The organism is Alteriqipengyuania triglochinis, assembly GCF_054655655.1.
In genome coordinates this window covers 730,876-749,625 of record NZ_BAAHNC010000002.1, presented here as the reverse complement: position 1 = coordinate 749,625, position 18,750 = coordinate 730,876, and the positions used below count along the sequence as shown (strand labels likewise).

Sequence of the window (18,750 nt, the reverse complement as noted above, 5' to 3'; positions counted from 1 at the left end):
CGCTGACGGGCCAAAGCGGCCCTATCGCCTTTGCGCGGCCGACATGAGCGCCTATACAGGGCTCATGTCGGTTCGCCCCTGGAGAGATATCGAACGCCGCCAATCGCGGCAGATCATGGTCGGCAATGTGCCGGTGGGCGGAGATGCGCCCATCAGCGTGCAGACCATGACCAACACGCCGACCGAGGATGTCGGCGCCACGCTCGACCAGATTCGCCGGTGCGAGGATGCAGGCGCGGACATTATCCGCGTCTCGTGCCCCACTGAGGAGGCGACGCGGCATTTCGACAAGATCACGCGCGCGGCCAATGTCCCGATCGTTGCGGACATCCACTTCCACTACAAGCGCGCGCTGGAAGCGGCGGACAAGGGCGCGGCCTGCCTGCGGATCAACCCCGGCAATATCGGCTCAAGCGAGCGGGTGGCCGAGGTCGTGCGCGCTGCGAAAGCCAATGGCTGCGCGATCCGTATCGGCGTCAACGCAGGGTCGCTCGAGAAGGACCTGCTGGAGAAATACGGCGAGCCCTGCCCCGAGGCGCTGATCGAAAGCGCGCTCGACCATATCAAGCTGCTGCAGGACCACGACTTCCACGAATACAAGGTCGCGGTGAAGGCCTCCGACGTGTTCCTTGCCGTCGCCGCCTATCACGGGCTGGCTGACGCGGTGGACTGCCCGCTGCACCTCGGCATCACCGAGGCCGGCGGACTGATCGGCGGGACGGTCAAATCCTCGATCGGCATGGGCAGCCTGCTGTGGGCGGGGATCGGCGACACGATCCGCGTCTCGCTCTCCGCCGAGCCCGAGCAGGAAGTGCGCGTCGGCTACGAAATGCTCAAGGCGCTCGGCCTGCGCACCCGCGGCGTCCGCGTCGTCTCCTGCCCTTCGTGCTCGCGCCAGGGCTTCGACGTGATCCGCACGGTCGAGGCGCTGGAGAAGCGGCTCGAACACATCAAGACCCCGATGAGCCTCTCGGTGCTTGGCTGTGTGGTCAACGGGCCCGGCGAAGCGCGCGAGACCGATATCGGCATCACCGGCGGCGGCAAGGGCAAGCACATGGTGTACCTGAGCGGCGTGACCGACCACCACGTCGCGGACGAGTCGATGCTCGACCACATCGTGCGGCTGGTGGAAGAGAAGGCCGCGAAGATCGAGGCGGGCGAAGCCACGGCCTTCGATCCGCATGCCGCGGCCGAGGTCGAAGCGGCGGAGTAGCTTGCTCCACGTCGTCCACCACGTCGATTACATGGCCCCGCCCCCCGAACGCGGGACGTTCAAGTTCGACAAGTATTATCTCGTCATGGAGGCGCTGCGCGATAGCGGTCATCCGATCACCGAGCATGCTCCCGAACCCTGCCCGCGCGAATGGCTGGAGGCAGTGCACTGCCCCGACTATGTCGAGCAAGTCTTCACCGCGACGGTCCCTCGCGACAAGGAGCGGCGGATCGGCTTTCCCGTGACACCCCACATCGCCAGCCGCGTGCGCCACACCAATGGCGGCACCTGGCTCGCCGCGCAGCTGGCGATGCAACACGGCTATGCCGCGAACAGCGCGGCAGGGAGCCATCATGCGCTCTATGATACCGGCGCGGGCTTCTGCGTTTTCAACGATCTCGCCGTGTGCTCCAACCGGCTGATTGCCGAAGGTGACGCGGACCGCGTGCTGATCGTCGATTGCGATGTGCATCAAGGGGACGGAACTGCTGCGCTCACCGCCGGGCGCGAGGACATCTTTACCCTCTCGATCCATGCGGAGAAGAACTTCCCCGTCCGCAAAGCGCGCTCCAGCCTCGACATCGCCTTGCCAGACCGGACGGACGATGAGGGCTATCTGGCGGCGCTCACCAAACACCTGCCGTGCGCGCTCGATGAGTTCGAGCCGGACATAGTGCTCTATCAGGCAGGGGTCGATCCGCACGAGCGCGACAAGCTGGGGCGACTGGCGCTGACCGACGAGGGATTGGAGCGGCGCGATCGTTTCGTGATTTCTCAGGTGCGCGAGCGCGGCCTGCCGATCGCGAGCGCGCTGGGTGGGGGCTACGGCGAAGACCAACGCGAGGTGGCCGCGCGCCACGCGCATTCGATGCTAGCAATGGCTAAAGAGAGCACCGCGATCGCACTTGCGCAAACCTGACCGGGCGAGACTCGACGATGCTGTCGTCACTGCAATGGACCTTGGTTAAGCGACCTAACCCAGTTTCAAGCCTTTTCGTCCGCCGCGATTAACTTTGCTTTTCAAATACTTCCGATCGACGCAAATGAGCCACCGGTCGCCCCGTAGGGCAGCTTGCCGGTTCACACGAACTTACCGCGCGGGTTAGCCTCGGGTCGCTCCAATACGCGGGGCAACATCATTAGGAGAGACAGCATGCGCAAGCTTACTTTCAAGCTCACCGTCGCCGGACTGATTCTGGGAATGTCGAGCGCGAGTGTCCCCGCGCTGGCAGACACGCCGGAGTTCGAGGAATGCGTTGCCAACTGTTACGACTACGCGGATGGCGATCTGGCTCTTCTAAATCAGTGCACCAACTGGTGCTTCGTCAAGTATCATCCCGAAGCCTGGCAACCCAACGGCTACTGAGGACAACAGCCCGGGCGGTGGCCCCACACCCTCGCCCGGGTTGCTCGCGAGGATCAGAAATAGATATCGACGTAATCGGTCAGCCCGTCGCACCATTCGAATTCACGCAGGCGGTAGTAGCGGCGGTTTTGGGTTACCGCGAAGTGCCAGGTCTTGTTTGCGCGGCATTCACGCCCGTCGTCCGGGGCGTCGCTGATCGCGATCTTGCCACGCAACGTGAAATACCCCTCTCCTATTTCGCGGATGGTCCCCTCTACCTTGAGCTTGCCCCCGTCGGGTCCGTTCTGGAAGCCCTCGACATGCCACACGCCGTGCTCGTCCGGTGCGATCGACACATGGCCGCGGTCGTCCCAGCCGAGCCATTGCAGCGTAATGCCGCTGGGGGTGAGCAGGCGATCCGCGTCGCGCTGGCTGAGAACTTGAGTCGGGTCTTCGAGAAAGGTGGGATCCGAAATGCTCGGCCGTGCGTCCAGTACATTGGGCACAAACCCGCCTACCAGCGCCATGACGATTCCCCAGCCCGCGATCTGCCGCATCCTATTCCCCCCAAAGTTCCCCTGCCTGAATTGCCTTCAAGCATCCATTAACCTTGGTTATAGCACATTTACGACATGAAGCGACGCGACCTTATCAAAACTGGCATCGGCACCGGCATCGCGCTGGGCGCCTCGGTCAGCCTCCCGTCCCCGGTTTTCGCGCAACCGAAGGCAGGATCGCCGCGCGACCGCAAGCTGTTCGAGATCGCCAAGCGCGAACTCGAAAAGGCGGGCGACGTCATCTGGCGCAAGGACATCGTCGGGATCGCCGATTTCGGACTCCATTCAGCCGAGCGCCGGTTCCACTTCGTCAATCTCGACGCGCAAGAGGTGAAGAGCTTCCATGTCAGCCATGGCACCGGCTCGGACCCGGAGCATGATGGCTGGCTCAACACCTTCTCCAATGTCGAAGGCTCGAACGCGACCAGCCGCGGGGCCTATGTCACATGGGAATGGTACACCGGCAAGTTCGGCACTTCGGTGCGGCTGGGCGGGCTGGATGAGACCAACAACCACGCGCTCCAACGCTATATCGTGATGCACCGCGCAAGCTATGCGGAGCCTTCGCATGTCGAGCGGTGGGGGCGGCTCGGCCGTTCGAACGGCTGCTTTGCGCTGGGCGAGGAGCAGTTCAAGATCGCGCTGCTCAACCTGTCGGGCGGGCGGCTGCTCTATGCCGAGGCTTTGGGGCTGAAGGAAGACGGCACGCAGGCCTACCCGCCGCAGGCCATCGTGGGCGAGCCCGAACACGGCTATCACATCCTGCGCCAGCCGAGGCAGGAAACCTTCGAACAGACCAACCCGGGCGTTTACTAGGGCAATGCCCTATCGGCCGCAGTTTGACCGCGGTCACCTGTGCCCTCCCCTCGCCGCGCTGATCCCTGCGGCCGGTTACGCGGCGATCTTCGTCTCGCTGTCCATCGCCCCTTTCATTCTCGCCGAGCCGCTCGTGGGCCCGGAGGCACGGAAGGGTCCGGGCCCGGAGCCCATGCCGGACCTCGTTCGCGGGGCGATCATGCTGGTCGTGATGCTGCTGGGTCTGGCCACCGCCGCGTTCGTCACGATTGCGGTGGCATTCCTGCTCCTGGGAGTACCGGTTGCATGGATCATCGGGCGCCGGATGCAGCATCCCGCGTCGTATATCCCGGCCCTGCTTCTGTGGTGCGCTTGCGGCTCAGCGTTGATCTATCGTCACTTCGTCATCCGGTTTCGCAACGAGAACGACCTGCTCGACTGAGATCGCGCGGTTACGCGATGTCGCGCGGGTCGTTCACCACCTCGATGATCTCTTCGTCGGTCACGCGGGTGCGATTGGCCTTGCGCGGTGCCTCGAACGCGGCGAGCACGGGCGCATCGCGCTCGTAGATGTCGCCGAAGGTCGCCATCTCGCCATCGATGTTCGTCGCCATCGTGAAATAGGTGATGTAGGCGGGCATCTTGCTGGTGAACTCGACGCGCGTGTAATCACCGCTTGCAAGCTTCTCCACGCCTTCGTCGGCAGTCAGCCCGGCCTGCAGGATCGCCAGCGTCAGCGCCAGCTCGGTCGCCCGCTCGGTGCGGATGCAACCATGGCTGAGAGCGCGGTTGGACTGGCTGAAGAGCCCGCGCGACGGAGTATCGTGGAAGAAGATCGCGTGCCGGTTGGGCATGTCGAGCTTCATGCGCCCCAGCGCGTTACCCGGCCCGGGGCCCTGCACGACCGAGATCCAGCCATTCTCGCCGCGGGTGGCGGAATACCCCTTGGAGCGCGCCCAGGAGGGATTGCTCAGCACACGCTCGCCAAGGCCTTCACCCTTCACGATCGACTGCGGCACGGTCCAGTTCGGATTGAGGATCACACCCTCGACGCTCTCCGCGAGCTGCGGGGTGGCGGTGCGCCCCGGCTTGCCGACGATGGTGCGATAGGTGCGCATGATCTTGTCGTTCACCGTCAGGCGAAGCTGGTATTCGGGCACGTTGGTGATCAGGTACTGATGCCCCAGATCGCGCGGCAGCCACCGCCAGCGATCCATGTTGGCCTGGATGAGCTTGTGCCGCTTGCTGCCCGGCTGCGCCTTGGCCAGTTCCGTCTTCAACGCTCCGTAGTCGGGATGCAGCGGAGCGACACCCTCGAGCGCGCCCATGATGTCGCCGTCGGCCAGCGCCTGTTTGAGGACCGTGCCACTGCGGTAGCGGTCTGCATCGGGGTCCATCACGAACCACTGCTTGCGCGCGTCCATCGGCGTGCGCCCGTCGCGCATGTCTTCCACCAGCCACACGAAGCGGCGGCTCGCCTCCTCGTCGAGCGTCGTACCCCGCCCGGCGGCAATCGCCGTGCGCAGGCCCGCCAGATCGTAATCGGCCGGAATCAGCCCGTGCGATCCAATCCCCTCGATCACTGCGGCGAGCGCCTGCGCCTGGCCGACCGTCCACTGCTGCACCACCGGGTCGAACTGCTGCACCACCGGATTGCTGGTCATCTCGACCGGGCCGCTCGCGCGGGAGGAGCTGACCGCATCGTCGGCGTCGGGGGCCGGGTCCTGATCCGCAGGCTCCTGCGTATCGGGCAGCAGATTGACCGGCCTGTCCTGCGCGACCAGTGCGGCAGGCAACGCCAGGCCGGTGCCGGCGAGGAGAACGAACGGGAGAGCAAGCTTTTTCATGACGATCGAGAAACCTTAATGTCGTGCCGTCGCTGGAGTTCCACGACGAGGCCGGGCCTCAAAGACCCTGCCGGAAATGCAGCAATCTTCAAGCCTTACGGCTTTACCAATGATGAATTTGCCACACCGATGCGGCAGAAGAGTGACGCTTCGCCGGTGGGCGGCTAGAGATTCCGGCGATGCCGCCCGCCCTTCGTCCGCCCTCGCTGCTCGCGCCGTTCCTCGCCGCCCTCGCGGGCGTGGCCATGCTAGCGCTGATGGATGCCTTCATGAAAGGCGCATCGCTTGCCATTGGCGCATATTCTGCCGCGCTGCTGCGGGCCGCCACGTCTTTCGCCCTTGCGGCGCCGCTCTGGCTTGCCCGGCGAAGGCGGTGGCCGGACCGGGCGACGCTGCGCCTTCACGTCCTGCGTGGTGTGTGCTCGGCCTTCATGGGACTGTCGTTCTTCTACGCCCTGACCAAGCTGCCGATCGCGGAGGCGATCGCGATCTCTTTCATCGCGCCGCTGATCGCCCTCTATCTCGCCGCCGTGCTGCTGGGCGAACGGGTGACCCGGCGGGCGGTGATCGCCTCCCTCGTCAGCTTTGCGGGTACGCTGGTGATCGTCGGCGGGCGGTTCGGACGGGGAAAGATGGATGGCGATGCCGCGCTCGGCCTCGTCGCGATTCTGATCTCGACCATGCTTTATGCGCTCAACTTCATTATCATCCGCCAGCAATCGCAGCGCGCGGGCCCGGCGGAGGTCGCAGCATTCCACGGTGGTGTTTCGGTGCTGGTCCTTGGCCTGGCTGCCCCGTGGTTTTTCGTTGCACCGCCGGTCTCGATCCAGCCGGCCCTGCTGGCAGCGGGTGTGCTGACCGTGGGCGGGGCGATGACCATTGCGTGGGCCTATGCCCGCGCGGAAGCACAGGCTTTGCTGCCGGTCGAGTATTCCGGCTTCTGCTGGGCAGCCTTGTTCGGGTGGCTGTTTTTCGCGGAGAGGGTCGGCACAACCACCATCGCAGGGGTGCTGTTGATCGTCGTAGGAACGTGGGTCGCGGCCGCCCGCGGCCCCGCACCGACGCGTCCGGCGGGCGGCGCGGAAACCGGCGCAACCTGAAATGCCGCAGAAAAGCTTGATTTTTGCACCATCTCGCGCCAAGCGCGGCACATCTTCGCGGCCCGCCCGTTCATTGGGTGACAGGACGCTCGATACAGCAGAACAGAAAGGACCGCCTCCCATATGACCCAGGTCGGCAAGGACACCCTCGGTACCCGCAGCACCCTCACCGTTGATGGCAAGGATTACGCCTATTACTCGCTCGCCAAGGCAGCGGAGCAGTTGGGCGATGTTTCCCGCCTGCCCTTCAGCCTGAAGGTCCTGCTGGAGAACATGCTCCGGTTCGAGGATGGCGGCCACACCGTCTCGGTCGACAATGCGAAGGAGATTGCGGGCCGGGTGCAGACGCCTGAAACCGGCGGCGAGATTCAGTACCGCCCCGCGCGCGTGCTGCTGCAGGACTTCACCGGCGTTCCTTGCGTGGTCGACCTCGCCGCGATGCGCGACGCGATCAAGTCGCTGGGCGGCGACACACAGAAGATCAACCCGCAGGTTCCCGTGAACCTCGTCATCGACCACTCGGTCATGGTCGACGAGTTCGGTCATCCCAAGGCGATGGAAGCCAATATGGAGCTCGAATACGCCCGCAATGCGGAGCGTTACGACTTCCTCAAGTGGGGCTCCAAGAGCTTCGAGAACTTCTCCGCCGTGCCTCCGGGCACCGGCATCTGCCACCAGGTGAACCTCGAATATATCGCGCGCTGCACCTGGTCGAGCGAAGACCCTGACGGCAACATGGTCGCCTACCCCGACACCTGCGTCGGCACCGACAGCCACACGACGATGGTCAACGGCCTCGGCGTGCTCGGCTGGGGCGTCGGCGGGATCGAAGCCGAAGCCGCGATGCTTGGCCAGCCGATCTCGATGCTCATCCCCGAAGTGGTCGGCTTCAAGTTCACCGGCAAGCTTGCCGAAGGCGTCACCGCGACCGACCTTGTGCTCACCGCCACGCAGATGCTGCGCGCGCACGGCGTGGTCGGCAAATTCGTCGAGTATTTCGGGCCCGGCCTCGAATCGCTCAGCCTTGCGGACCGCGCCACGCTATCCAACATGTCGCCCGAATACGGCGCGACCTGTGGCTTCTTCGGCATCGACGACAAGACGCTCGAATACCTGCGCCTGACCGGGCGCGACGAGCACGAGATCGCGCTTGCCGAAGCCTACGCCAAGGAACAGGGCCTGTGGGTCCACCCCGATGTCGAGCCGGTGTTCTCCAGCACGATCGAACTCGACCTGTCGAAGGTCGTCCCCAGCCTCGCCGGGCCGAAGCGCCCGCAGGACAAGGTTGCGCTTCCCGAAGTGGACGAGCTGTTCAACCGTGACCTGAAGGACATCTACGGCAAATCCGAACCGCACCGTGTGGATGTCGAGAACACGCACCACGATGTGGGCGATGGCGACGTGGTGATCGCGGCGATCACCAGCTGCACCAACACCTCCAATCCCGACGTGCTGATCGCAGCCGGTCTGGTCGCCAAGAAGGCGCGCGAAAAGGGCCTGAAGCCCAAGCCGTGGGTCAAGACCAGCCTCGCGCCCGGATCGCAGGTGGTCACCGACTATCTGGTCAAGTCGGGCCTGCAGGACGATCTCGACGCGATGGGCTTCGATCTGGTCGGCTACGGCTGCACCACCTGCATCGGCAACTCCGGTCCGCTCGCCCCCGCGATCAGCAAGGCGATCAATTCGAACGATATCGTCGCCGCCTCGGTCCTGTCGGGCAATCGCAATTTCGAAGGCCGCGTGTCGCCCGATGTGCGCGCGAACTTCCTCGCCTCGCCGCCGCTGGTGGTCGCCTATGCGATCAAGGGAACGGTGACCCAGGACATCATCGACACGCCGCTGGGTGAAGACCAGCACGGCAAGCCGGTGATGCTGGCGGACGTATGGCCGACGAACCAGGAAGTCGCCGATCTGCGCGCAGCGAATGTGAGCCGCGACATGTTCGTCGATCGCTATGCCAACGTCTACGAAGGCGACGAGCACTGGCGTGCGATCACGGTCGAGGCGAGCGACACCTACCAGTGGAACCCGACCAGCACCTACGTCGCCAGCCCGCCGTTCTTCGATGGGATGAAGATGGATCCGGAGCCGGTGGCGGACATCGCGGATGCCAAGCCGCTCGCCATCCTCGGCGATTCGGTCACCACCGACCACATCAGCCCCGCGGGCTCGATCAAGGAAGATTCGCCCGCAGGCGAGTATCTGAAGAGCCATCAGGTCGCGAAGGCCGACTTCAATTCCTATGGCTCGCGCCGCGGCAACCACGACGTGATGATGCGCGGCACCTTCGCCAATATCCGCATCAAGAACGAAATGGTCCCGGGCGTCGAAGGTGGCTTCACCACCTACAAGGGCGAACAGATGCCGATCTACGACGCAGCGATGCGTCACAAGGAAGACGGCACGCCGCTGGTGGTGATCGGCGGCAAGGAATACGGCACCGGCTCGAGCCGCGACTGGGCCGCAAAGGGCACCATCCTGCTGGGCGTTCGCGCCGTGATCGTCGAGAGCTACGAGCGTATCCACCGCTCCAATCTCGTCGGGATGGGCGTGCTTCCGCTGCAGTTCAAGGATGGCGACACGCGTGAGACGCTGGGCCTGACCAGCACCGACACCTTCACCATCCGCGGCCTTGCCGATCTGAAGCCCGCACAGGACGTGACGGTGGATGTAACGCGCGAAGACGGCAGCACCTTCAGCTTCACCGCCAAGTGCCGCATCGATACCGAGAACGAGCTGGACTACTACCGCAACGGCGGGATCCTGCAGTACGTGATCCGCAAGCTGGCCAGCCAGTAACTCAGCTCCGAAAAATCAAGGAAGGGCCCGTCCGGTTCGGTCGGGCCCTTTTTGTGTGCATCGGAAATTCAAGAGGTCGAGCCAGCTCCCGAAGCGGAATCTTTGCAGGCTGCATGCGCCCGGCACACAGTGCCTGCTGGCGCTACGATAAAGCTCCGCTCAGCCGGCAGTCTTGCCGGTCCATGAGCGGCGGCTGAGAACCACCAGCGCAGCAGCACCGAACAGCAGGCTTACCGGCGGTGCAGGTACCGGGGTGCCGCTGCCGCCAGTCGTCCCGCTGGTGCTCGTATAGCCGCTCGAATTGTCATTGTGATTGTCGTTATCGTTCGAGTTGTTATTCTCGTTCGAGTTGTTGTTCTCGTTCGAGTTGTTGTTCTCGTTCGAATTGTTGTTCTCATTCGAGTTATTGTTCTCGTTTGAGTTGTTGTTGTTGTTGGTACTTTCCTGTTCCTGACTCTGCTCCTGGTCCTGGCTCTGTTCCTGCTCCTGGTCCTGGCTCTGGTCCTGATCCTGGCTCTGCTCGTTCGAGTTATCGATATCGATATCGATATTCACCCCGCCGGTTGTTCCAGGCGTACCACTCGTCGTCGTGGTGCTGATGGCAAGGTTGCCGCTGCTTCCGCCGCCACCAAAGAACCCGCCGAAGAAGCCGCCCCCGAAACCGCCTCCGCTGCCCCCGATAACGGTCACGCCGCCGCCCTGGCCGCCGCCGCCGCCAGCGTAGCCGCCGGACGGTGGCGGTGGGGGGGCCACCGACACGACCGTGCGCGATGCGCCGTCGCCGAACTGGGCGCACGCTTCTGCTGCGGCGACCAGGTCCGGATCATCGTGAGAGATGCGCGCAGTGCGCTCACGCGCGTCGTAAATCACCTGCTCGCCACCGTCTGCCAGGCTTTCCGGCACACATTCGACCGTGCGCTTGACGACCTGCCGCTTGCGCAGAGTGGTGCGCGGCACCGTCCGCTCGACCACGCGGTCTTCCTTGACGTAGCGCATCGCGGGTTTCGCAGGCGCTTCCTTGACCGATTTGTAGTCGGTCGCGGCAACCTGTTCTTCGGCCACGTGGAGTGCACCACCGGCAAGTAATGCGGTACCCGCAGCAGTGGCGGAGAGTTTGGCGAGGGCGATCTTCATGGACATAAGCCAGGCTCTTTACTTGGGTGCGCTTTATAAACCGTTGCAATCGGCGGTTCCGATGGGTGCGGCAATGTGCGCCTGGCCGGGTTACACCTCACATAGGATCGCCGTCGCAATACAGTTAACCATGAAATCACCCGTTCCAGGCTCGATCGCGCCGCCAGCACCGCAGCTTTGCGTCCACCTGTCCCATGCTGGCACCCGATCCCGCAGAATAGTTATGCGAGGCGTCAGGTTTTGCCCGCGAAAAGGTCCGGCGAATCGGTTCTGGGCGATTCGAGGCCGAGATGGCCCCACCCGCCCGCATTGAGGCAGCGCCCGCGCGCTGTGCGTGCCACCAGCCCCAGCTGGATCAGGAACGGCTCGACCACATCTTCCAGCGTATCGCGCGGTTCGGCGAGGCCCGCGGCCAGCGTCTCAATCCCGACCGGGCCACCCGCATAGGTCTCCGCGATCATGGTGAGGTAGCGGCGATCCATCGCGTCGAGGCCCAGCGAATCGACCTCCAGCTTGGTCAGCGCGCTGTCGGCGACCTGCGCGGTAATGCTCGGCGCGTTGTCGACGCTGGCGAAGTCGCGCACGCGGCGCAGCAGGCGTCCGGCGACACGCGGCGTCCCGCGCGAGCGGCGGGCGATCTCGCGCGCGCCGTCGGGCTCGATCGCAAGGCCGAGCTTGTTCGCGCCGCGCGTCACCACCCGCTCCAGCTCCTCATGCGTGTAGAAGTTCAATCGCACCGGAATGCCGAAGCGATCGCGCAAGGGCGTGGTCAGAAGGCCCTGCCGCGTGGTCGCGCCGATTAGCGTGAAAGGCGGCAGGTCGATCCGCACGCTGCGCGCCGAGGGCCCCTCCCCGATCATCAGGTCGAGCGCGCGATCCTCCATCGCGGGGTAGAGCACTTCCTCGACCACCGGATTGAGGCGGTGGATCTCGTCGATGAACAGCACGTCGTGCGGTTCGAGATTGGTCAGCAGCGCGGCGAGATCGCCCGCCTTGGCGATCACCGGTCCGCTGGTCGATCGGAACCCCGCGCCCAGCTCGCGCGCGACGATCTGCGCCAGCGTGGTCTTGCCCAGCCCCGGCGGCCCGAAGAACAGCGTATGATCCATCGCCTCGCCGCGTGTTTTGGCGGCGGCGATGAACACGCCCAGGTTCTCACGCGCAGCCTCCTGCCCGATGAACTCGGTGAGCGTCTTGGGCCGCAGCGCCGCATCGGGATCATCCGGCAGGCGTTCGGGGGTGTGGAGGGGTTGGTCGGTCACACCGCCACCATAACGTCATGCTGAACTTGTTTCAGCATCCAACCGGCGGCACTCTCAAAACCATGCCGACAAAGAAGCAACCCTGCGTCTACATCCTCGCGAGCAAACCCTTCGGCACGCTCTACATCGGCGTCACGTCCGATCTGGTTGCCCGCCTGTGGCAGCACCGCGAAGGCGCTATCGAAGGTTTCACCAAGCGCTACGCTGTGCATCGGCTGGTCCACTTCGAGCTGTTCGACACGATGGAATCGGCGATCAAGCGAGAGAAACAACTGAAGAACTGGCGCCGCGACTGGAAGCTCAACCTGATCGCACGCGAGAACCCCGACTGGCGCGACTTGGCGATCGGGCTTGGCTTCGAGCCGATGGAGCCGCGAGAGACGCCGCCTGGACCCTGAAACAAGTTCAGGGTGACGATGATGGGATCGACCGTGAGGGCAAAGGTGCTCAGTCACGGTGACACCTCAGTCAGTTCAGAAACAACCTGAGAAATTTCATGCCCAATGACGACCGCTCCCAATCCAACCAAAATTGCAGCTGGAATTCCAAGGGCCCAGGCTAGCCTGCGATTCTTCTCCTCGATTCTCTTGATCCCGAGAAATATCGCGGTGAAGATTATCCCTGCATAACCCCCACCACAGATCGCTAGTAGGATAGAAAATACCTCTAAAAGCCAATGACCCGACAGGTCGGCCGCCGCCCGGAAAAGAGCAGCCAAGGCAACTATTTCTGCAACTCGAACTACATAATCTATAAATGGGAAAAGGTAACGACCACCGATTGTTCTCGGATCTGGCGGGAAGAGGCGAATGGGTTCGGCCACATCCGACTCTGTTTCTGAAGGGCGACCCTCGGTCAAAACGGGTTCACCGTATAGCCCTGCTGCTGGAGCAGCGCATGGGCGGTCATGGCGGAGAGGGCCATCTCCACTCCGGGGAGCAGTTCGGACTTTGCCACGCCCTGCCCTGCCGCGCTCTGGCCGCAGACGATGAAGCGCACGCCCTGGTCGATCATCTCGCGCACCGCCGCAGCCGAGGGGTTCGCCTCGCCGCGATCGCGCGCGGCCCACGCGGCGTCGGTCAGCAGGTCGAGCACCGCAGCGCCGTGGACGACCACCGCCACGCGGTTCTCCATCGGCTCCACCCCGGCGCGCGCATTCAGGTTGATGAAGCGAGCCGCGCTTTCGAAGCCTCGGTTGAGCTTGCCGTCCTTGGGAGGCTGCGAGACGTCGAAGGCGACGTGGAAGCTCGCGTCCTCGGGAATGGCGAAGTCGGCATCGGGCACGTCCGCGACCGGGCCGAACTCCTCGAACACCGGGCCATAGGTGAAGGTCGCGGGCTGCGCGTCCCGCGCCGCCGCGGGCGCGCCGATTGCCAGCGCCGCAGCCGCCATCAATGTCACTCGCATAAACATCACCCCGCCGCCTTCTTCAGCGCCACCCGGATCAACTCGCCCTCGCTTGCGCCCTCGCCCAGTTCGCCCATCGCCTCGGCCACGGCCTTGGCCGCGATCGCGGGCTTGAAGCCGAGGTTCTCCAGCGCGGAGACGGCATCGGCGCTCGCCCCGCCTTTGGGAGCGGACACCGCCACCCCGCCCGGGGCCACGGGCAGCGCGCCCGCCTTGTCCTGCAACTCGTTGACGATCCGGCCCGCGAGCTTCGGCCCAACGCCGTTCGCGCGCGCGACCATCGCCGCATCGCCGCCCGCGCACGCCGCCTGCACCTCGCCCGCCGACAGGACGGAGAGGATCGCCAGCGCCACCTTGCTGCCCACGCCCTGCACGCTGGTGAGCAGGCGGAACCAGTCGCGCTCCGCCGCTTCGGCGAAGCCGAGCAGCCGCATGTCGTTCTCGCTGACCTGCAAGTCGGTGAAGACGCGCGCCTGCCCGCCTTCGGATCCCAGCGCGTCCAATGTACGGGTGGAGCAGTGGACGAGGTAGCCGACGCCGCCCACGTCGATCACTGCCCAGTCGGGTCCGGTCGCGTCGAGCGTTCCTGTCAGCTTGGCAATCATGGTTTGTTCCTGCCCTACTCCAACTCGCATTGCCAGCGCAGTGCGCAGGTTTTGTCGGTCCGAAAGCGCGCCTGACACACCTGACACAGTGTCCAGGGGAGGAAATCCATTCGATCAGTAAGTGACGTTTAATCGTGTGAAGCGATCAATCGCGCGGAACCCGCTGAACCGACGATGGGAAAGAGCGGTGGCACCCTACCGCACCCCTGCTGAGTAGGAAAATGCGCCCGGCCGGCTCGGGGCGTGGACAGCACCGGGCTGTTGAGGCAACGCTTTACGCCATGAGCTGGAACACATTCGGGCGGGTCTTCCGCTTCACCACCTGGGGGGAAAGCCACGGGCCGGCGATCGGCGCTGTGGTCGACGGGTGCCCGCCGGGCATCGCACTGGCCGAGGACGATATCCAGCCGTGGCTCGACAGGCGCAAGCCGGGGCAGAGCAAGTTCACCACCCAGCGGCGCGAGCCCGACGAGGTACGGATTCTCTCGGGCGTGTTCGAGGGCAAGACGACCGGCACGCCTATCTCGCTGATGATCGAGAATGTCGATCAGCGGTCCAAAGACTATTCCAACGTCGCGCAGGCCTATCGCCCCGGCCACGCCGACTACACCTATGACGCCAAATACGGCTTCCGCGACTATCGCGGCGGCGGGCGCTCGTCGGCACGCGAAACCGCGATGCGCGTCGCGGCGGGCGCGGTAGCGCGGCTGGTCGTGCCGCAGGTGAGCATCCTCGCCTACGTGGCGGAGATCGGCGGCGACCGAATCGACCCGGCGAATTTCGACGCCGAGCAGATCGGCCAAAACCCCTTCTGGTGCCCCGACGCGGACGCCGCAAAGCGCTGGGAAAAGCTGGTCGACGACGCACGCAAGGCAGGCTCCTCGCTCGGCGCGGTGGTCGAGTGTGTGGCGCACGGAGTCCCCGCAGGCTGGGGCGCGCCGCTCTACGCCAAGCTCGACAGCGAGCTGGCGGCGGCGATGATGAGCATCAATGCGGTCAAGGGCGTGGAGATCGGCGACGGCTTCGACGCCGCGCGCCTCTCGGGCGAAGCGAACGCCGACCCGATGCGGCCCGCGTCAGAGGGCGACGGGCCCGCGTTCACCGCCAACCACGCAGGCGGCATCGCAGGCGGGATCGCCACCGGCCAGCCGGTCACCTGCCGTGTGGCATTCAAGCCGACCAGCTCGATCCTGACCCCGGTCGACACGATCACGCGAGAAGGCGAGGCAACCCAGATCAGCACCAAGGGGCGCCACGACCCCTGCGTAGGCATCCGCGGCGTCCCCGTGGTCGAGGCGATGATGGCCTGCGTGCTGGCGGATCAGGCGCTGCTGCATCGGGCGCAGTGCGGGTAGAGCTGCTCGCTGAGGAGCCGACTGCGGATGTCCTCGATCCAATGCCTCGGCCGCAGCCTTGTGCCCTGATCGGGGTGATGTGTCAGCTTTGCGCTTACCGCCGCTGAGTGGCACCGGATTTCAATTGCCTGGTGGGGCCGGACGTGTCGGGAACAGAGCGATCCGATGGCCTGCCGAAGTCTCCCGCAGTCCAGTCGGAGCGCTCTCTTTCGAAAGAGGGTTCCGTCTGCCGTGACGGCGGCCCGAGGAGATATCCCTGCAGGCAGTTCACCCCCATGCCGACCAGGGTATCAAGCTGGGCATCCGTCTCGACACCTTCCGCCACCACATCGAGCTTGAGCCGCTTTGCGATCATGATGATGCTCTCGATCACCGCGCGACCGTTCCCCTCCAGATCCGCGACGAAGGACCGGTCGATCTTCACCGCATTGACCGGCAGGTTTTGCAGGCGCGAAAGGGATGAATAGCCGGTGCCGAAATCGTCGATCGCGATGAACACGCCCAGCGCGCGCAAGCTGGAGATCGTCTGCTTTATGATCGCCGGGTGATCGTTTTCGAACAGCGATTCGGTGACTTCTAGCTCGAGGCGGCCTGCGGGAAGCTTCGCATGAGCGAGGATGCGCATGACTTTCATGGCGAAGTTTTCGTCACGCAATTGTTTGACCGATACGTTGACGGCAACCTTGGGCGCATGATCGCTGCAGGGCCATGTCGCCGCCTCCCGGCAGGCCTTCTCAAGCACGAAACCGCCAAGCGCATTGATCCGGTCCGTGGTCTCCGCCAGTTCGATAAACTCTGCAGGATCGATCCGGCCCAAGGTCGGGTGCTGCCAGCGGGCCAGGGCTTCGAATGCGTGGATCCGCCCCGTCGAAGATTCCACGATCGGTTGGTATTCCAGGAACAGTTCGTCGTTTTCTATGGCCGCCCCGAGGGCGCGACCGAGCTCGAACCGTCGTCGCTGGACCAGGCTCAGCGTCTCGGAATATTCGAGGCTCGCCCCGCGCCCGTTGCGTTTGACCTCTGCCATTGCGAGATCGGCCGCCAGGATCAGGGCGCGGTGATCGCTTGCATCGGAGGGGTAGAACGAGGTGCCGACGGATAGCCCGATAGTCACCGCATGATCGTCGATCAGGATAGGCTGGGCGATGCGCTCTAACAGACAGTTGGAAACATCGCGCGCCATGGTTCTGACATCTGCGCTCTGCGGCAGGACGATAACGAATTCATCGCCCCCCCACCGCGCCAGCACCGCACCATCGGGCACGCAGGCCATCATTCGCTGCGAGGCGACTTTCAGAACCTGGTCGCCGACGGAGTGGCCCATCGCGTCGTTGATCTGCTTGAACCGGTCGAGGTCCAGGAACAGCGCCGATGCTTCGAGGGGGACGTCTGGGTCGAGGTGACGCTCCATCCACTTGATCAGGCCCCGCCGGTTTACCAGCGCTGTCAGATCGTCGCTGTTCGCGGCATTCTCCAGTTGCCTGGTGCGCCTGGCGACCTTGTCCTCCAGGCCCGCATTGACGGTTTGCAATTGCTCGATCAGCCGCCGGTTTTCGATCGAGAGTTCCAGCGCCCTGCGCGTAACCTTGTGGTTCCGGTCATGGACCACCAGCATGACGGCCAGAAAGACGAGGCCGAGCGCCATCAGCACCGTGCCGTCCCCCAGGCCCCGGAACATGATGATCGATGCCGGGCCCAGCATGATCGCGATATAGGTCCGCCCCTCCCGCAACAGGGCGGCCATGATGCCCGATCCACCGGCCGCCAGTGCCGAGAAGATTATGGCAAGCGTATAGATCGACACGACGGAATCGGGCCCAACCAAAGATAGCGGAGCGACCCAGAGCGCGGCAGAGCCATATAATCCGATTGCGTAGGTCCGGCGGTAACGGGCGGCCGTCGCCATTTCGGCTTGCTGAATTTTTTCCGCCGAAACGCCACGGCCGAGTGCGAACCGGACGAAGTTGAGAAAAAGCAGCCCGGCAAACCAGAACCAGACCCAAGTGTATCCCGCCCCGCTCAGCACCACCGACGCGCCGAGCGATGCAACCACGCTCATAATCAGCAAGGTAGGAAGGTTGGCGTAGGCGATCGACAAAAGACCGCGCTCGACCTCGACCGCTTTTGGCTTCGACATGCCTAATTCCTCTGGAGGAATCATAATCGAAAATGACCTTGCGATTGGTTAAAGACCGAACGATTATTTTGAGCCGCAATCAACGTAATAGCCCAGCCTCTTATCCCGAACGCGCCGCCTTGGGTATTACACCATAGCCGCTCTATGCTTGTCACGGGCACGAACTCATCGCGCAAACAGCAGCCCAGGCCGGAAAAGGCGAGGAAAGGATGTGGCAGGGTCCACTTGCATTATAGCGTTGCCGAAACCCGGACATCCCGCTCCCGGCCGATTTCTGCCTCCCGGCCCCACCGGATGAACGAGCCTTGCTGCGGATCGGACAGATCCGCGAAGATCGCGGCGAAATCGCCGCACATCCCCGCCCTCGGAAAGTTCCACCGATTTCATCGATAATTCCGATTGCGGCCATCGCCACAAATCGCTTTTGTGCGTTGCAACACCCACTATCTAGGCCGTGAGTTTCAACCCCAAGAGGAGACACGCAATGGGTATCATCGGATCCGCAATCAAACCGTTCAAAGCCACCGCCTTCCAGGCCGGCAAGGACTTCTTCGACGTCACCGATCAGGACGTGAAGGGCAAGTGGGCCGTCTTCTTCTTCTACCCGGCGGACTTCACCTTCGTATGTCCGACCGAGCTGGAAAACCTCGGCGAGCAGTACGACATGCTCCAGAAGATGGGCGTGGAAGTCTATGCCGTCAGCACCGACACGCATTTCAGCCACAAGGCGTGGCACGACACTTCCGAGAAGATCGGCAAGCTGAAGTTCCCGTTCCTCGGCGACCAGCTGCACACGCTGTCGAAGAACTTCGACGTGCTGCGTGAGGAAATGGGCCTCGCCGACCGTGCGACCTTCGTGGTCGATCCCGACGGCGTGATCCAGATCATGGAACAGACCTGCGAAGGCGTGGGCCGCAATGCCAACGAACTCGCCCGCAAGATCAAGGCGGCGCAGTACGTCCGCGAGAACCCCGGCCAGGTGTGCCCGGCAGCGTGGGAAGAAGGCAGCGAAACGCTGGCCCCCTCGCTCGACCTCGTCGGCAAGCTTTAAGCGATACTACCGGAGGCTCGGCACATGCCGGGCCTCCCCTCACCCTCCTCGTCATCGCAAGGAGTGACAACGAGGACGCGATCCATGTTCGAACCGGTCCCCAAGCCGACCCGTTCGATGATGGATTGCCGCGCCGCTTCCAG

At 64.0% G+C, this 18,750-nt stretch carries 18 protein-coding genes; 10 read left to right on the top strand and 8 right to left on the bottom strand.

All coding sequences use genetic code 11. The features are described from left to right. The first annotated feature begins 43 nt into the window (after positions 1–43). The 3 genes from ispG to ACYQ0L_RS09440 all read left to right on the top strand — a co-directional run bounded on the left by ispG (position 44) and on the right by ACYQ0L_RS09440 (position 2,579). Positions 44–1,213 carry a flavodoxin-dependent (E)-4-hydroxy-3-methylbut-2-enyl-diphosphate synthase gene (gene ispG / locus ACYQ0L_RS09450; protein WP_459788852.1) on the top strand — a complete coding sequence of 390 codons (1,170 nt, stop codon included), beginning with the start codon at positions 44–46 and terminating at the stop codon, positions 1,211–1,213. Between the two features lie 31 nt (positions 1,214–1,244). Continuing rightward, positions 1,245–2,132, top strand: a complete 888-nt coding sequence (locus ACYQ0L_RS09445; protein ID WP_459789029.1) for a histone deacetylase family protein — start codon at positions 1,245–1,247, stop codon at positions 2,130–2,132. Between the two features lie 234 nt (positions 2,133–2,366). Further along, on the top strand, positions 2,367–2,579 hold the full coding sequence (locus ACYQ0L_RS09440) for a hypothetical protein (protein WP_459788851.1): 213 nt from the start codon (positions 2,367–2,369) through the stop codon (positions 2,577–2,579). Positions 2,580–2,632: 53 nt separating this feature from the next. On the opposite strand, the gene ACYQ0L_RS09435 is transcribed toward ACYQ0L_RS09440, so the two are convergent. Then, on the bottom strand, positions 2,633–3,115 hold the full coding sequence (locus tag ACYQ0L_RS09435; RefSeq protein WP_459788849.1) for a hypothetical protein: 483 nt from the start codon (positions 3,113–3,115) through the stop codon (positions 2,633–2,635). A 75-nt stretch (positions 3,116–3,190) separates the two neighbouring features. On the opposite strand from ACYQ0L_RS09435, the gene ACYQ0L_RS09430 reads away from it, so the two are divergent. Beyond that, entirely contained in the window at positions 3,191–3,931 is a 741-nt protein-coding gene (locus tag ACYQ0L_RS09430; RefSeq protein WP_459788848.1) for a murein L,D-transpeptidase catalytic domain-containing protein, read from the top strand. A 4-nt stretch (positions 3,932–3,935) separates the two neighbouring features. Next, positions 3,936–4,352: a hypothetical protein gene (locus ACYQ0L_RS09425; RefSeq protein WP_459788847.1), complete on the top strand. Its 417-nt coding sequence runs from the start codon at positions 3,936–3,938 to the stop codon at positions 4,350–4,352. 10 nt (positions 4,353–4,362) lie between these two features. Here the strand turns inward: ACYQ0L_RS09425 and ACYQ0L_RS09420 are convergent, their stop codons facing one another. Beyond that, positions 4,363–5,757, bottom strand: a complete 1,395-nt coding sequence (locus tag ACYQ0L_RS09420) for a L,D-transpeptidase family protein (RefSeq protein ID WP_459788845.1) — start codon at positions 5,755–5,757, stop codon at positions 4,363–4,365. Positions 5,758–5,936: 179 nt separating this feature from the next. On the opposite strand from ACYQ0L_RS09420, the gene ACYQ0L_RS09415 reads away from it, so the two are divergent. Both ACYQ0L_RS09415 and acnA read left to right on the top strand, forming a co-directional pair. After that, a complete protein-coding gene (locus ACYQ0L_RS09415) occupies positions 5,937–6,857 on the top strand; it encodes a DMT family transporter (RefSeq protein WP_459788844.1) in 921 nt (306 codons plus the stop codon). Positions 6,858–6,980: 123 nt separating this feature from the next. Further along, positions 6,981–9,656 (top strand): aconitate hydratase AcnA, encoded by a 2,676-nt coding sequence (gene acnA, locus ACYQ0L_RS09410; RefSeq protein WP_459788843.1) that lies wholly within the window; start codon positions 6,981–6,983, stop codon positions 9,654–9,656. Positions 9,657–9,815: 159 nt separating this feature from the next. On the opposite strand, the gene ACYQ0L_RS09405 is transcribed toward acnA, so the two are convergent. Together ACYQ0L_RS09405 and ruvB are read right to left on the bottom strand one after the other, a co-directional pair. Next, entirely contained in the window at positions 9,816–10,796 is a 981-nt protein-coding gene (locus ACYQ0L_RS09405; RefSeq protein WP_459788842.1) for a hypothetical protein, read from the bottom strand. A 227-nt stretch (positions 10,797–11,023) separates the two neighbouring features. Then, positions 11,024–12,052, bottom strand: a complete 1,029-nt coding sequence (gene ruvB, locus ACYQ0L_RS09400; protein WP_459788841.1) for a Holliday junction branch migration DNA helicase RuvB — start codon at positions 12,050–12,052, stop codon at positions 11,024–11,026. 62 nt (positions 12,053–12,114) lie between these two features. Between ruvB and ACYQ0L_RS09395 the strand changes: the two genes are divergently transcribed. Then, positions 12,115–12,450, top strand: coding sequence for a GIY-YIG nuclease family protein (locus ACYQ0L_RS09395; RefSeq protein ID WP_459788840.1), 336 nt, complete (start codon positions 12,115–12,117; stop codon positions 12,448–12,450). A 53-nt stretch (positions 12,451–12,503) separates the two neighbouring features. Here ACYQ0L_RS09395 and ACYQ0L_RS09390 read toward each other — a convergent pair whose 3' ends face one another. The 3 genes from ACYQ0L_RS09390 to ruvA are packed head-to-tail and all read right to left on the bottom strand — an operon-like array spanning position 12,504 to position 14,064. Further along, positions 12,504–12,875, bottom strand: coding sequence for a hypothetical protein (locus tag ACYQ0L_RS09390; protein WP_459788839.1), 372 nt, complete (start codon positions 12,873–12,875; stop codon positions 12,504–12,506). 32 nt (positions 12,876–12,907) lie between these two features. Next, positions 12,908–13,465 (bottom strand): DsrE family protein, encoded by a 558-nt coding sequence (locus tag ACYQ0L_RS09385; protein WP_459788837.1) that lies wholly within the window; start codon positions 13,463–13,465, stop codon positions 12,908–12,910. Continuing rightward, complete coding sequence (ruvA, locus tag ACYQ0L_RS09380; protein ID WP_459788836.1) at positions 13,465–14,064, bottom strand: Holliday junction branch migration protein RuvA; 600 nt, start codon at positions 14,062–14,064, stop codon at positions 13,465–13,467. The genes ACYQ0L_RS09385 and ruvA overlap by 1 nt, the downstream gene beginning before the upstream one ends. Positions 14,065–14,345: 281 nt before the next feature. Here ruvA and aroC point away from each other — a divergent pair, with 281 nt between their 5' ends. Further along, complete coding sequence (gene aroC / locus ACYQ0L_RS09375) at positions 14,346–15,419, top strand: chorismate synthase (RefSeq protein ID WP_459788835.1); 1,074 nt, start codon at positions 14,346–14,348, stop codon at positions 15,417–15,419. A 94-nt stretch (positions 15,420–15,513) separates the two neighbouring features. Here aroC and ACYQ0L_RS09370 read toward each other — a convergent pair whose 3' ends face one another. Next, a complete protein-coding gene (locus ACYQ0L_RS09370; RefSeq protein WP_459788833.1) occupies positions 15,514–17,556 on the bottom strand; it encodes a putative bifunctional diguanylate cyclase/phosphodiesterase in 2,043 nt (680 codons plus the stop codon). 484 nt (positions 17,557–18,040) lie between these two features. On the opposite strand from ACYQ0L_RS09370, the gene ahpC reads away from it, so the two are divergent. Continuing rightward, positions 18,041–18,607, top strand: a complete 567-nt coding sequence (gene ahpC / locus ACYQ0L_RS09365) for an alkyl hydroperoxide reductase subunit C (RefSeq protein WP_459788832.1) — start codon at positions 18,041–18,043, stop codon at positions 18,605–18,607. Positions 18,608–18,750 lie beyond the last annotated feature (143 nt).

Bases quoted from the DNA above. Each gene is read 5' to 3' on its own strand.
- ispG (WP_459788852.1), top strand. From the start codon at position 44: ATGAGCGCCTATACAGGGCTCATGTCGGTTCGCCCCTGGAGAGATATC.
- ACYQ0L_RS09445 (WP_459789029.1), top strand. From the start codon at position 1,245: ATGGCCCCGCCCCCCGAACGCGGGACGTTCAAGTTCGACAAGTATTAT.
- ACYQ0L_RS09440 (WP_459788851.1), top strand. From the start codon at position 2,367: ATGCGCAAGCTTACTTTCAAGCTCACCGTCGCCGGACTGATTCTGGGA.
- ACYQ0L_RS09435 (WP_459788849.1), bottom strand. From the start codon at position 3,115: ATGCGGCAGATCGCGGGCTGGGGAATCGTCATGGCGCTGGTAGGCGGG.
- ACYQ0L_RS09430 (WP_459788848.1), top strand. From the start codon at position 3,191: ATGAAGCGACGCGACCTTATCAAAACTGGCATCGGCACCGGCATCGCG.
- ACYQ0L_RS09425 (WP_459788847.1), top strand. From the start codon at position 3,936: ATGCCCTATCGGCCGCAGTTTGACCGCGGTCACCTGTGCCCTCCCCTC.
- ACYQ0L_RS09420 (WP_459788845.1), bottom strand. From the start codon at position 5,757: ATGAAAAAGCTTGCTCTCCCGTTCGTTCTCCTCGCCGGCACCGGCCTG.
- ACYQ0L_RS09415 (WP_459788844.1), top strand. From the start codon at position 5,937: ATGCCGCCCGCCCTTCGTCCGCCCTCGCTGCTCGCGCCGTTCCTCGCC.
- acnA (WP_459788843.1), top strand. From the start codon at position 6,981: ATGACCCAGGTCGGCAAGGACACCCTCGGTACCCGCAGCACCCTCACC.
- ACYQ0L_RS09405 (WP_459788842.1), bottom strand. From the start codon at position 10,796: ATGTCCATGAAGATCGCCCTCGCCAAACTCTCCGCCACTGCTGCGGGT.
- ACYQ0L_RS09395 (WP_459788840.1), top strand. From the start codon at position 12,115: ATGCCGACAAAGAAGCAACCCTGCGTCTACATCCTCGCGAGCAAACCC.
- ACYQ0L_RS09385 (WP_459788837.1), bottom strand. From the start codon at position 13,465: ATGTTTATGCGAGTGACATTGATGGCGGCTGCGGCGCTGGCAATCGGC.
- ruvA (WP_459788836.1), bottom strand. From the start codon at position 14,064: ATGATTGCCAAGCTGACAGGAACGCTCGACGCGACCGGACCCGACTGG.
- aroC (WP_459788835.1), top strand. From the start codon at position 14,346: ATGAGCTGGAACACATTCGGGCGGGTCTTCCGCTTCACCACCTGGGGG.
- ACYQ0L_RS09370 (WP_459788833.1), bottom strand. From the start codon at position 17,556: ATGTCGAAGCCAAAAGCGGTCGAGGTCGAGCGCGGTCTTTTGTCGATC.
- ahpC (WP_459788832.1), top strand. From the start codon at position 18,041: ATGGGTATCATCGGATCCGCAATCAAACCGTTCAAAGCCACCGCCTTC.